Below are 12,509 nucleotides of genomic sequence, written 5' to 3'. Positions count from 1 at the left end.
CGTCGTGGACACCTTCGCTCTGATCGTGACCATCGGTGTCGCGCTCGGCTTCACGTACACCAACGGTTTCCACGACTCTGCGAACGCGATCGCGACCTCGGTCTCGACCCGGGCGCTGACCCCGCGCGCCGCCCTCGCGATGGCCGCGGTGATGAACCTCGCCGGTGCCTTCCTGGGCAGCGGCGTGGCCAAGACGGTCAGTGAGGGCCTCATCGAGACCCCGACGGGCTCGACCGGGATGTGGGTCCTGTTCGCGGCGCTGGTCGGGGCGATCGTCTGGAACCTGATCACCTGGTACTTCGGCCTGCCGTCGTCCTCCTCGCACGCCCTCTTCGGCGGCATGGTGGGTGCGGCGCTGGCCGGCGGGATCGGGGTCATCTGGTCGGGCGTCGTCGACAAGGTCGTCATCCCGATGTTCCTCTCGCCGGTCGTCGGCCTGGTCGCGGGCTACCTGGTGATGGTCGCGATCATGTGGATCTTCCGGCGGGCCAATCCGCACAAGGCCAAGCGCGGCTTCCGTATCGCGCAGACGGTCTCGGCGGCCGGCATGGCCCTCGGCCACGGCCTCCAGGACGCCCAGAAGACGATGGGTGTCGTGGTGATGGCCCTGGTCATCGCCGACGTCCAGGACCCGGGCGCCCCGATCCCCGTGTGGGTCAAGCTGGTGTGCGCGGTGATGCTGTCGCTCGGTACGTACGCGGGCGGGTGGCGCATCATGCGCACCCTCGGCCGCAAGATCATCGAGCTGGACCCGCCGCAGGGCTTCGCGGCCGAGACGACCGGCGCGTCGATCATGTTCGCCACGGCCTTCATCTTCAAGGCGCCGATCTCCACCACCCACGTGATCACCTCGGCGATCATGGGTGTCGGCGCGACCAAGCGGGTCAACGCGGTCCGCTGGGGCGTAGCGAAGAACATCGTCATGGGCTGGTTCATCACCATGCCGGCCGCGGGCCTCGTCGCCGCGCTGTGCTTCTGGCTCGTGGACCTGGCCGTCGGCTAGCGGTACGGGCAAGCGCCGAAGGGTGCGGGATCGAAAGCGGGCCGGCTCCCCCCACCCAGGGGGAGCCGGCCCTTCGCCTTGCGGTGGCACCGCCATGCAGCACCGCAGGACGTTCCGCGCGGCCCGGAAGCCGCTGGTCTTTGGGGTTACCCGAAGCGGCCCGAGATGTAGTCCTCGGTCGCCTGGACGGACGGGTTGGAGAAGATCCGGTCCGTGTCGTCGATCTCGATCAGCTTGCCGGGCTGGCCGACCGCCGCGAGGTTGAAGAACGCGGTGCGGTCCGAGACGCGGGCCGCCTGCTGCATGTTGTGCGTCACGATGACGATCGTGAAGCGCTCCTTCAGCTCGCCGATCAGGTCCTCGATGGCGAGGGTGGAGATCGGGTCCAGGGCGGAGCAGGGCTCGTCCATCAGCAGGACCTGCGGCTCGACCGCGATGGCGCGGGCGATGCACAGGCGCTGCTGCTGGCCGCCGGAGAGGCCGGAGCCCGGCTTGTTCAGGCGGTCCTTGACCTCGTTCCACAGGTTGGCGCCCTTGAGGGAGCGCTCGACGATGTCCGCGAGGTCGGCCTTCTTGTGGCTGCCGTTCAGGCGCAGGCCCGCCGCCACGTTGTCGAAGATCGACATGGTGGGGAAGGGGTTGGGGCGCTGGAAGACCATGCCGACCGTGCGGCGGACCGCGACCGGGTCCACGCCGGGGCCGTAGAGGTTCTCGTCGTCCAGGAGGACCTTGCCCTCGACGCGGCCGCCGGGGGTGACCTCGTGCATGCGGTTCAGGGTGCGCAGGAAGGTGGACTTGCCGCAGCCGGACGGGCCGATGAAGGCGGTCACGGAGCGCGGCTCGACGGTCATCGAGATGTCGTCGATGGCCTTGTGGTTGCCGTAGAAGGCGGACAGGCCGCTGACGTCGATTCGCTTGGCCATGAGGGTCACTTCGCTTTCATGCAGTCGCGTCAGCGACCGGTCTTCGGGGCCTTCCAGCGGGCGATGCCGCGGGCCACCAGGTTGAGGATCATGACGAAGGCGATCAGGACGAGCGCTGCGGCCCATGCCCGGTCGTAGGAGGCGTCACTGCCGACCTTGTACTGCTCCCAGATGTACAGGGGGAGCGAGGACTGAGCACCTTCGAAGGGGTTGCCGTTGATCAGCTGGGACCCGAAGACCAGCAGCATGATCGGGGCGGTCTCGCCGGCGATGCGGGCGACGGCCAGCATCAGGCCGGTGGCGATGCCGCCGATGGCGGTGGGGAGGACCACCTTGAGGATCATGCGCCACTTCGGCACGCCGAGGGCGAGGGCGGCCTCGCGCAGCTCGTTCGGGACGAGCTTGAGCATTTCCTCGGTGGAGCGGACCACGACGGGCATCATCAGGATCGACAGGGCCATCGCGCCGGCGAAGCCGGACGGGCCGAAGCCGAGCATCAGGTTCCAGGTCGTCAGGATGAACAGGCCCGCGACGATGGACGGGATGCCGGTCATGACGTCGACGAAGAACGTGACGGCCTTGGCGAGGCGGCCCTTGCCGTACTCGACCAGGTAGACGGCGGTCAGCAGGCCGATCGGGGCGGCGATCAGCGTGGCGAGGGCGACCTGCTCGATGGTGCCGAGCAGGGCGTGGTAGACGCCGCCGCCCTGCTCGAAGCTGGTGACGCCGTTCATCGAGTGGCTGAGGAAGTCCGCGTTGAGGGCCTTCACGCCGCGGCTGACGGTGGTCCAGATCAGCGACAGCAGCGGGATGACCGCGAGGAGGAAGCAGACCCAGATCAGGGAGGTCGCGACGCGGTCCTTGGCCTGGCGGCGGTTCTCGACGACCGCACTGGCGGTGTAGGTGATCGCGATGAAGAGCAGGGCGGCGATCAGACCCCACTGGACCTTGCTGTGCAGGTCGAAGACGAGGCCGATGACGATGCCGAGGGCGGCGGAGGCGGCGCCGATGCCGAGGGGGGCCCAGCGGGGCAGGCCGCCGCGGGTGAGGCCGGAGTCGGCGGTGGACCGGTGCGGCCGGACGGGGCGCTGGTCCTGGATTGCGTGGCTCATCAGGCGTTCGCCCCCGAGTACTCCTTGCGGCGCGCAATGATCATGCGGGCGGCGCCGTTGACCAGCAGGGTGAGCAGGAAGAGGACGAGACCGGAGGCGATCAGCGCGTCACGGCCGAACTCGTTGGCCTCGTCGAACTTCGCGGCGATGTTCTGGGCGAACGTGCCGCCGCCCGGGTCCAGCAGGTGGCCGGAGATCAGGAAGCTCGGGGAGAGGACGGTGGCGACGGCCATGGTCTCGCCGAGCGCGCGGCCGAGGCCGAGCATGGAGGCGGAGATGACGCCGGAGCGGCCGAAGGGCAGCACCGACATGCGGATGACCTCCCAGCGGGTCGCGCCGAGGGCCAGGGCGGCCTCCTCGTTCATGCGCGGAACCTGCAGGAAGACCTCGCGGCTGACGCTGGTCACGATCGGCAGGATCATGATCGCGAGCAGGATGCCGACGGTGAACAGCGAGCGGGCGACGCCGACCTGGGACTTGTCGAAGACGTAGGTCCAGCCGAAGTACTCGTCGAGCCAGAGGTTCAGCCCGCCCAGCTGCGGGACGAGGAAGAGGGCGCCCCAGATGCCGTAGATGATCGACGGCACGGCGGCCAGCAGGTCGACCACGTAGGCGAGGGGGGCGGCCAGCTTGCGCGGCGCGTAGTGCGAGATGAACAGGGCGATGCCGACGGCGATCGGAACCGCGATGGCCATCGCGATGATCGAGCTGACGACGGTGCCGAAGAGCAGGACGGCGATGCCGAAGACCGGCGGGTTCGCCGACGCGTTCCAGTCGAAGGTCGTCAGGAAGTTGCCCTGGTTCTTCGACAGCGCGATGGAGGCCCGGTAGGTGAGGAACACGGCGATCGACGCCATGATCACCAGGAGCAGGATGCCGGAGCCCTTGGAGAGCCCCGAGAAGATCTTGTCACCGGCGCGGCCGGTGGACTTTGCGCCGGCGGAGACGGGCGGAGGCGTGCTGCCTATGTGGGTGGGTGTGGTGGAAGCCATGGTCTTTCCGGTCTGGTTGGGGGGCGAGCCCCCTGGCGGCGGTGCACCGGATTTCCCCGGCGTTGCCGGGGAGGGGCCCAGGGGCCGGGCCGATCGGACGGGATCGGCCCGGCGCTCCGGGGCTCAGGGGTTCAGGACAGCGACTTGATGACCTCGCGGACCTTGGTGTTGATCTCGGCCGGGATCGGGGCGTAGCCGTTGTCGGAGAGGATCTTCTGGCCGGCGTCCGAGGCGGTGTAGCCGAGGAAGGACTTCACGGTCGGGAGCGTCTCGGCCTTGTTGCCCTTGTCGCAGACGACCTCGTACGTGACCAGGACGATCGGGTACGCGCCCTCGGCCTTGGTGGTGTAGTCGAGCTTCAGCGCCAGGTCGGAGCCGGTGCCGGCGATCTTGGCGGCGGCGATGGCCTTGGAGGCGCTGTCGGCGGAGGCCTTGACCGGGGCGGCCGCGCCGGTGTTGATGTCGACGGTCTTGATGTTCTGCGCGGAGGCGTAGGAGAGCTCGAAGTAGCCGATCGCGCCGTCGACGCCCTTCACCTGGGAGGCGACGCCGGCGGAGCCGGAGGCGCCCTGGCCGCCGGGGGCCGGCCACTTCTTGGCGGGCTCGTAGGTCCAGGCGTCGGGAGCGGCGGCCTTGAGGTACTTGCCCAGGTTCTCGGTGGTGCCGGAGTCCTCGGAGCGGTGGAAGGCCTGGATCGCCGTGCCGGGCAGGTTGACGCCCGGGTTCAGCTTCTTGATGGCCTCGTCGTCCCACTTCTTGATCTTGTCGTTGAAGATGTTCGCGAGGGTGGGGGCGTCGAGGGTGAGCTTGTCCACGCCGGCGACGTTGAAGCCGATGGCGATCGGGCCGCCGACCATCGGCAGGTTGATGCCCTGGCCGCCGGTGCAGATCTTCTTGGAGTCCTCGACCTGCTCGGGCTTCAGCGCCGAGTCCGAGCCGGCGAAACCGACGGTGCCCTGGTTGAACGCGACGATGCCCTCACCGGAGGAGGAGGACTTGTAGTTCACCTCGACGCCGGAGCAGGCGGCCATGTAGTTCTTCACCCACAGGTCCACCGCGTTCTTCTGGGCGGAGGAGCCGGAGGCGAGCAGCTTGCCCTTGGCGTCGTCGCACTTGACGTCGCCGGCGGCGGCCGCGGAGGGCTTGCCGCTGGCGTTGCCACCGGTGTTGGTGTTGTCGTCCGAGCCGCACGCCGTGAGGACCAGGGCGCTGGACACGACAAGCGCGCCGAGGGCGGAGGCACGAAGCATGTTCTTGCGCTGAAGCTTCACTTTCGGGTGTTCCTTCCAGAAGCCGCCGGCCGCTTTCGGTATCGGGGCGGCGTGCGAAGAGGACTACGTCGGTCGCCGGTGCGGCCGCTGGATCTGGCCAGCGGCACGCTCGGTGCACCACCGAAATTAGGCAGATCAGGTGAAGCGATCGACGGGCCGAGGTGAACGGGAGGTGAACCTCGACGGACGGCCGAGTGCGTCCCGGCGCGTCGCCCGGCGGGCCCCCGACCGGCTCGTGACCGGGATGCGCAGGCCGGGCGGCAGGCGGGGGCACGGGCGCGGTCCGGCGCCGGATCGGAAGCGGATGAGCAGGCCGCGGCAGGGGGCGCTCCCGGGCACCGGGGCAGCTTCCAGGAAATGCCGTCCCACCTGCGAAAACGCACACGCTCTGACCGGTGCGCGGCGGTTTTCCGGACTTCGCGCCCCGAGCGAAACGGAATGGTGCTGTGGCCCCGGAAATGCGGCGGGGAGCAGATGTCGTACTGGACATGTCGGTCGGTCCGTCAGGGCCCCGGCGAGGCCGAGGGCCCGTACAGCAGTGGCAGGTGGGTCGGCTGTGCGGCGGCGTCCGGCGCCGCGGGCGCGGCGACCGGCCCGGGCGCTGCCGGGCTACGGACCCAGCGTGGCCGAAAACGTTCCGTTCCGCACCCCGCGGCGAGGGGCCCGCCGCGGGGTGCGGTCGTTTCGAGGCCGGTCCGGGGCGTTACTGGCGGGCCACCGCCGCGCCCACCGGCTGCCACAGGTCCTGGAAGGTGGTGCGGGCCGCGTCGACCTCGTGGCGCTGGTCGGCGTGGAGCACGCCGAGCGCGTACGCCGTCGCAGGGGCGATCCGCGGGGTGCGGGCGGCCGCCGCGGAGGCCGCGGCCGCCTCGGCCGCGTCGCGGTGGCGGTCCAGGGCCTCGTTCGCCGCGGCCAGCCGGGCCACGTCCTCGCCCAGGGCTTCCCGGGCGTAGCGGTGGACGCGCAGCAGCCGGCGCACCTCGTGCCAGGAGCCGTCGTGCTCGGCGTCGTACGGGTGCGCCTCGGTGGCGGGCGGCAGCGCCGAGACGGCCGCCGCCAGCCGGGTCCGCGCCACCTCGGCGAGCGGGACGAGCACGTCGTCGACCCGGCCGCGCGCGGCGATCACGTCCAGCGGCACCTCGGAGGCCAGCACGGCCACCGCGTCGGCGACCGCGTGGAACCGGGAGGAGCCCAGGGCCTGCAGCGTCGCCGAGTGCGCCCGGGTCCGGGCCACGGTCAGCTGCCGCTCCAGCAGGGCGGCGGCCCGCGCCGAGCCCACCGTCAGCGCGCCGCCCGCGCCGCGCGGCCCGGGGACCTCGGGCGCGCCGGAGAGCCGGTGCAGGGCTTCCAGCAGCCGGGCCAGCCGGGCGGCGTACGCGTGCTCGTCGGCCAGGGTCGCGGACAGCCAGGCCAGCTCGGTGCGCAGCCCGTCGGCCCAGGACGAATCGGTGACCACGCGGAAGGTGGCCAGGGACCCGCCGATGCGGCGCGCAGCCCCCCGCAGGCTGCGCGCCGCCTCGGCGCCGTCGACGGCGTCGGCCCCGCTCTCCTCGTGCAGGCGCAGCCCGCGCAGGAAAGCGGTGGCCTGGGCCCGCAGGTACGCGCCGAGCACGTCCCCCGCGGAGCCCTCGCCGGTCGCTGTCAGGTCATGGTTTGGCAGAGCCACGCCGGCGCCTCCGGGCGTCTATGAACATCTCCTGAACGTGCCGCAGCGGCTGGCCTTCGTGGTCGGTGCTGTGCCGGGTCCATTCCCCGTCCGGGCCCAGGTGCCAGGAGGACGTGGAGTCGGACATGCCGGTCTCCAGCATCCGGTCGAGTGCCGCGCGGTGGGCCGGGTCGGCGACCCTGACCAGTGCCTCGATGCGGCGGTCGAGGTTGCGGTGCATCATGTCGGCGCTGCCGATCCACACCTCGGGCTCGCCGCCGTTGCCGAAGGCGAAGACCCGGGAGTGCTCCAGGAAGCGGCCGAGGATGGAGCGGACCCGGATGTTGTCCGAGAGTCCGGGGACCCCGGGGCGCACGGCGCAGATGCCGCGGACCCAGATGTCGACCGGGACCCCGGCCCGGGAGGCCCGGTAGAGGGCGTCGATCAGGGCCTCGTCGACGATGGAGTTCATCTTGAGGCGCACGTACGCGGGGCGGCCGGCCCGGTGGTGGGCGGCCTCCTTGTCGATCCGTGCGACGAGGCCGTCGCGCAGCGAGCGCGGGGCGACGATCAGCCGGCGGTAGGTCTCGCGGCGGGAGTAGCCCGAGAGCCGGTTGAAGAGGTCGGAGAGGTCCGCGCCGACCTGCGGGTCGGCGGTGAGCAGGCCGAGGTCCTCGTACAGGCGGGCGGTCTTGGGGTGGTAGTTGCCGGTGCCGACGTGGGAGTAGCGGCGCAGCGTGTCGCCCTCCTGGCGGACGACCAGGGAGAGCTTGCAGTGGGTCTTGAGGCCGACGAGGCCGTAGACGACGTGGCAGCCGGATTCCTCGAGCTTGCGGGCCCACTTGATGTTGGCCTGCTCGTCGAAGCGGGCCTTGATCTCGACGAGGACGAGGACCTGCTTGCCGGACTCGGCGGCGTCGATCAGGGCGTCGACGATCGGCGAGTCGCCGGAGGTGCGGTACAGCGTCTGCTTGATCGCGAGGACGTCCGGGTCGGCGGCGGCCTGCTCCAGGAAGGCCTGCACGGAGGTGGAGAAGGAGTCGTACGGGTGGTGCAGCAGGACGTCGCGCTCGCGCAGCGCGGCGAAGATGTCGGGCGCGGAGGCGGACTCGACCTCGGCGAGGTCGCGGTGGGTGCCGGCGACGAACTTGGGGTACTTCAGCTCGGGCCGGTCCAGGGAGGCGATGCCGAAGAGGCCGGTCAGGTCCAGCGGCCCGGGCAGCGGGTAGACCTCGGCGGCGGAGATCTTCAGCTCCTGCACCAGCAGGTCCAGGACGCCGGGGTCGATGGACTCCTCGACCTCCAGGCGCACCGGCGGGCCGAAGCGGCGGCGCATGAGCTCCTTCTCCAGGGCCTGGAGCAGGTTCTCGGCGTCGTCCTCCTCGACCTCGAGGTCCTCGTTGCGGGTGACGCGGAACATGTGGTGCGCGAGCACTTCCATGCCGGGGAAGAGCTCCTCCAGGTGCGCGGCGATGACGTCCTCCAGCGGGACGTAGCGCTGCGGCGAGGCCTCCAGGAAGCGGGAGAGCAGCGGCGGCACCTTGACGCGGGCGAAGTGCCGGTGGCCGCTGACGGGGTTGCGCACGACGACGGCCAGGTTCAGCGACAGGCCGGAGATGTACGGGAACGGGTGTGCGGGGTCCACGGCCAGCGGGGTCAGCACCGGGAAGATCTGGTTGCGGAACAGGGTGAAGAGGCGGGCCTGCTCCTTCTCGGTGAGGTCGGGCCAGCGGATGAGGTGGATGCCCTCCTCGGCGAGCTGGGGGGCGATGTCCTGCTGGTAGCAGGCGGCGTGGCGGGCCATGAGCTCGCGCGAGCGGGTCCAGATGAGGTCGAGGACCTCGCGGGGCTGCAGGCCGGAGGCCGAGCGGGTGGCGACGCCGGTCGCTATGCGGCGCTTGAGGCCGGCGACGCGGACCATGAAGAACTCGTCGAGGTTGCTGGCGAAGATGGCCAGGAAGTTGGCGCGCTCGAGCAGCGGGGTGGTGGGGTCCTCGGCCAGTTCCAGGACGCGCTCGTTGAAGGCCAGCCAGCTGCGCTCGCGGTCGAGGAACCGGTCGGCGGGCAGCTCGCCGCCGTCCTTGTCCTCGTAGGCGTCGAGGTCGGCGTCGAGGTCGGGGGCGAGGCCGGGGTGGGGGCGGTGCGCGGCGATCGACCCGAGCCGCGCGGGGGCGGTGGTCGGCGAGCCGGCGGAGGCCGCGGCGGACGGGTGCGACGGGTGCTGGGCGGGGACCTCGGTGGGGCCTGCGCTGGGCTGGTGGCTCATGACTCCATTGTTCCGCGCGCGGGGCAGGTCAGGCGCGTCGGAAGGGTTCGCCGTCAGTCGGAGTCGGGGCCTCATGCCGGGAGCGTGGCAAGCGCGTCTTAAGGGTCGGTGAATGGCGTATGGCTTCCAGGCTCCGGATGGTGCACGAGTACGTCGGTCCGGCGCCCGGAATGCACCCGTACGGGTCACCGGTGCGCCCGGTGGACCCGTACGGGGCGGTGGCGGGTCAGCTCTCGGTGCGGTACATGAGGTCGACCTCGTGGGTGGAGAAGCCGAGGCCCTCGTAGACGGCGAGCGCCGCCGGGTTGTCGGCGTCGACGTACAGCATGGCGGTGGGCAGGCCCGCGGCCTGGAGGTGCTGCAGGCCGACGGCGGTGAGGGCCTTGCCGAGGCCGCCGCCCTGGGCGCCGGGCAGGACGCCGAGGACGTACACCTCGCCGAGCTGCTGTTCGGCGTGGATCTTCGTCCAGTGGAAGCCGACGAGCCGGCCCTCGCGCTCGGCGAGGAAGAAGCCCTTGGGGTCGAACCACGGCTGCGCGATGCGGTCGTCCAGGTCGCGCTGGGTCAGCGAACCCTGCTCGGGGTGGTGGGCGAAGGCGGCGGCGTTCGCCGCGAGCCAGGCCTCGTCGTCCTGGCCGGGTACGAAGGTGCGCACGCTCACCCCGGCGGGCAGGACGGGCTCGGGCAGCGGCGGCGCGTCGGGTCCGAGCGGCCGGCGCAGCTGGCGCAGCTCGCGGAACAGGGTCAGGCCGAGGACCTGGGCGAGGTGGCGGGCGGCCGACTTGCCGCCGTGGGCCCAGACACGGATCCGCTTGCCGGAGGCGCCGAGCAGGGCCTGGCCGAGGGCGCGGCCGTGGCCGCGGCCGCGCAGTTCGGGGCGGACGACGAGCTCGGCGGCGGGCGCCTCCACCGGGTCGGTCTCCTCCAGTTGGCCGTAGGCGGCCAGTCGCCCCTTCTCGGTGAGCAGGAAGTGCCGGATGCCTTCGCGGGGCCCGCCGCGCAGCTGGAGCCGGCCTTGCTCGGACACGGCGGTGGTGCCGTCGCTGCGGGCCGCGTCCTCGATCAGGTCGAGCACGGCGGTGGCCTGCTCCTCCGTCAGCTCGTCGAGGGTGTGGATCTGGCGTCCGGGCTCCAGGGCCGTCACTGCGTCGTCATTCATGCTCCGAGCCTACGGCGGTGGGGGGCGGCGGCGGTGGTGGTGCGCGGGCGGGGTCCGGTCGGGATCGTGCCGGGACGCGCGGCGCGAAGCGTTCGTCCGCGCGTCGCCCGCACGTGACCAGGGCGATACCCGCCACCCCTGTCGTGCTACGCGCGTTGACACTAGGCTGCGGCGGACCTCCCGAGATCTTCCGCAGATCTTCCGCTGTTCATAAGGGGAACAAATGTCAGCGACGCCACAACGGCACCGCCGCGCCCGCCGGTTGTTCGTCACCGCCCTCGCCGTCACGGCCGGGACCGGCGCGGTGTTCACCGCCGCCCTGCCGGCCGGTGCCGCGAGTGGAGCCGGCGCCGCCAAGGGCCGCACCGTCGACGTGCAGCTGCTGTCGTTCAACGACTTCCACGGCACCCTGGAGCCGCCGCAGGGCTCCTCGGGCAACGTGACCGAGCGTCAGGCGGACGGCACCACGAAGGCCATACCGGCCGGCGGTGTCGAGTACCTGGCGACCAGCCTGCGCGAGGCCCGCAAGGGCCACGAGTACTCCGTCACCGCCGCGGCGGGCGACATGATCGGCGGCAGCCCGATGCTGTCCGGCCTCTTCCACGACGAGCCGACCGTCGAGGCGCTGAACAAGCTGAAGCTGGACGTCACCAGCGTCGGCAACCACGAGTTCGACGAGGGCAAGACCGAGCTGCGCCGCATGGCGTACGGCGGCTGCCACCCGGTCGACGGCTGCTTCGAGATGGGCAAGGAGTTCACCGGCTCCGAGTTCAAGTACCTCGCGGCGAACGTCACCGACGAGAAGACCAAGCGTCCGCTGATGTCGCCCACCTTCATCTGGAAGAAGGGGGACGTGAAGATCGGCTTCATCGGCGTCACCCTGGAGGGCACCCCGGACGTCGTGACGGCCGACGGCGTCAAGGGCCTGAAGTTCGGCGACGAGGTCGAGACGATCAACAAGTACGCCGAGGAGCTGAACAAGCAGGGCGTGAAGTCGATCGTCGCGCTGATCCACGAGGGCGGCCTGCCCGCGAGCGGCGCGTACAACTACGACTGCAACAGCCCGGGTGCGGGCGCCGGCATCTCCGGCGCGATCGTGGACATCGCCAAGAACGTGGACCCGAAGGTCGACGCCCTGGTCACCGGCCACACGCACCAGGCGTACGCGTGCAACATCCCCGACCCGGCGGGCAACCCGCGCATGGTCACCTCGGCCGCCTCCTACGGCCGCCTGTTCACCGACACCACGCTGACGTACGACCGGCAGACCAAGGACATCGTCCGCACGGCCGCGCTCGCGCCGAAGCCGGTCAACAAGATCGTCTCCCGTGACCTGCCCAAGGCCCCGGACATGACCGAGCTGATCGACCGCTGGAAGACGCTCGCGGCCCCGGTCGCGAACCGGCCGATGGGCTACATCTCCGCAGACATCGCGGGCCGCGGCTCGGAGGCGCCGGAGAAGCCGCTCGGCGACCTGATCGCGGACGCCCAGCTGGAGGCCACGGCCGCGGCGGACAAGGGCGGCGCGCAGCTGGCCATCATGAACCCGGGCGGCATCCGCGCCGACCTGGCGTACAAGGCCGCGGGCGGCGAGGGCGACGGTGTCGTCACGTACGGCGAGTCCTACACGGTCCAGCCGTTCAACAACCTGATGAACATCGTGGACCTGACCGGCGCCCAGCTGATCACGGCGCTCCAGCAGCAGGTGAGCGGCCCGGTCAACGGCGCGAACCCGAAGATCCTGCAGGTGTCGAAGGGCTTCACGTACACCCTGGACATGACCAAGTCGGGTGCGGACCGCATCGTCGTGGACTCGGTGAAGCTGAACGGCCAGGCGATCGACCCGGCCAAGACCTACCGCGTCGCGATGAACGAGTTCCTCGCGGGCGGCGGCGACGGCTTCACCGTCCTGAAGGAGCACAAGAACAAGCTGGTCGGCGTGCCCGACCTGGAGGCCTTCAACGCCTACCTGGGGAAGTCCTCGGCGGCGAACCCGATCGCCCCGCCGGCGGCGGACCGGATCACCGTCGTCAAGTAACACCGCGGCGGAAGCAGTACTGCGCTGGACCCCCGAGGGGGCGCGGCGGGGGCGGCGCCGGGGCCCGCTCGGGCGGGTTGGGGGAGCGGGGGGTCGCGGA

Annotated in this window: 9 protein-coding genes; 2 read left to right on the top strand and 7 right to left on the bottom strand. The window is 71.1% G+C overall.

The window, feature by feature from the left end; translation table 11 throughout:
- Positions 1-4: 4 nt before the first annotated feature.
- Complete coding sequence (locus tag ABZ924_RS29950) at positions 5-1,003, top strand: inorganic phosphate transporter (RefSeq protein WP_361916521.1); 999 nt, start codon at positions 5-7, stop codon at positions 1,001-1,003.
- Between the two features lie 146 nt (positions 1,004-1,149).
- Here ABZ924_RS29950 and pstB read toward each other — a convergent pair whose 3' ends face one another.
- The 7 genes from pstB to mshD form a co-directional block, all read right to left on the bottom strand.
- Positions 1,150-1,926, bottom strand: coding sequence for a phosphate ABC transporter ATP-binding protein PstB (gene pstB / locus ABZ924_RS29945; RefSeq protein WP_361916518.1), 777 nt, complete (start codon positions 1,924-1,926; stop codon positions 1,150-1,152).
- Positions 1,927-1,955: 29 nt separating this feature from the next.
- Positions 1,956-3,038, bottom strand: coding sequence for a phosphate ABC transporter permease PstA (gene pstA, locus ABZ924_RS29940; RefSeq protein ID WP_361916515.1), 1,083 nt, complete (start codon positions 3,036-3,038; stop codon positions 1,956-1,958).
- On the bottom strand, positions 3,038-4,030 hold the full coding sequence (pstC, locus tag ABZ924_RS29935; protein ID WP_361916512.1) for a phosphate ABC transporter permease subunit PstC: 993 nt from the start codon (positions 4,028-4,030) through the stop codon (positions 3,038-3,040). Before pstC ends, pstA begins: the two co-directional genes overlap by 1 nt.
- A gap of 131 nt (positions 4,031-4,161) precedes the next feature.
- Complete coding sequence (gene pstS, locus ABZ924_RS29930) at positions 4,162-5,301, bottom strand: phosphate ABC transporter substrate-binding protein PstS (RefSeq protein WP_361916509.1); 1,140 nt, start codon at positions 5,299-5,301, stop codon at positions 4,162-4,164.
- 703 nt (positions 5,302-6,004) lie between these two features.
- Entirely contained in the window at positions 6,005-6,967 is a 963-nt protein-coding gene (locus tag ABZ924_RS29925) for a CHAD domain-containing protein (protein ID WP_361916506.1), read from the bottom strand.
- On the bottom strand, positions 6,948-9,212 hold the full coding sequence (locus ABZ924_RS29920) for an RNA degradosome polyphosphate kinase (RefSeq protein ID WP_361916503.1): 2,265 nt from the start codon (positions 9,210-9,212) through the stop codon (positions 6,948-6,950). The genes ABZ924_RS29925 and ABZ924_RS29920 overlap by 20 nt, the downstream gene beginning before the upstream one ends.
- Positions 9,213-9,438: 226 nt before the next feature.
- Positions 9,439-10,371: a mycothiol synthase gene (gene mshD / locus ABZ924_RS29915; protein WP_361916500.1), complete on the bottom strand. Its 933-nt coding sequence runs from the start codon at positions 10,369-10,371 to the stop codon at positions 9,439-9,441.
- Positions 10,372-10,594: 223 nt separating this feature from the next.
- Here mshD and ABZ924_RS29910 point away from each other — a divergent pair, with 223 nt between their 5' ends.
- The gene (locus ABZ924_RS29910; protein ID WP_361916497.1) at positions 10,595-12,409 is read left to right on the top strand and encodes a bifunctional metallophosphatase/5'-nucleotidase; all 1,815 of its coding nucleotides are present in this window, start codon (positions 10,595-10,597) and stop codon (positions 12,407-12,409) included.
- Positions 12,410-12,509: the final 100 nt, after the last annotated feature.

This window comes from Streptomyces sp. NPDC046876 (assembly GCF_040645035.1).
Lineage (GTDB): Bacteria > Actinomycetota > Actinomycetes > Streptomycetales > Streptomycetaceae > Streptomyces.
The sequence above is the reverse complement of the archived record's forward strand: the minus strand, read 5'-3'. Positions and strand labels throughout refer to the sequence as shown.

Coding starts and splice junctions, on each gene's coding strand:
- pstC (WP_361916512.1), bottom strand. CDS start 4,030: ATGGCTTCCACCACACCCACCCACATAGGCAGCACGCCTCCGCCCGTC.
- pstB (WP_361916518.1), bottom strand. CDS start 1,926: ATGGCCAAGCGAATCGACGTCAGCGGCCTGTCCGCCTTCTACGGCAAC.
- pstA (WP_361916515.1), bottom strand. CDS start 3,038: ATGAGCCACGCAATCCAGGACCAGCGCCCCGTCCGGCCGCACCGGTCC.
- ABZ924_RS29920 (WP_361916503.1), bottom strand. CDS start 9,212: ATGAGCCACCAGCCCAGCGCAGGCCCCACCGAGGTCCCCGCCCAGCAC.
- mshD (WP_361916500.1), bottom strand. CDS start 10,371: ATGAATGACGACGCAGTGACGGCCCTGGAGCCCGGACGCCAGATCCAC.
- ABZ924_RS29910 (WP_361916497.1), top strand. CDS start 10,595: ATGTCAGCGACGCCACAACGGCACCGCCGCGCCCGCCGGTTGTTCGTC.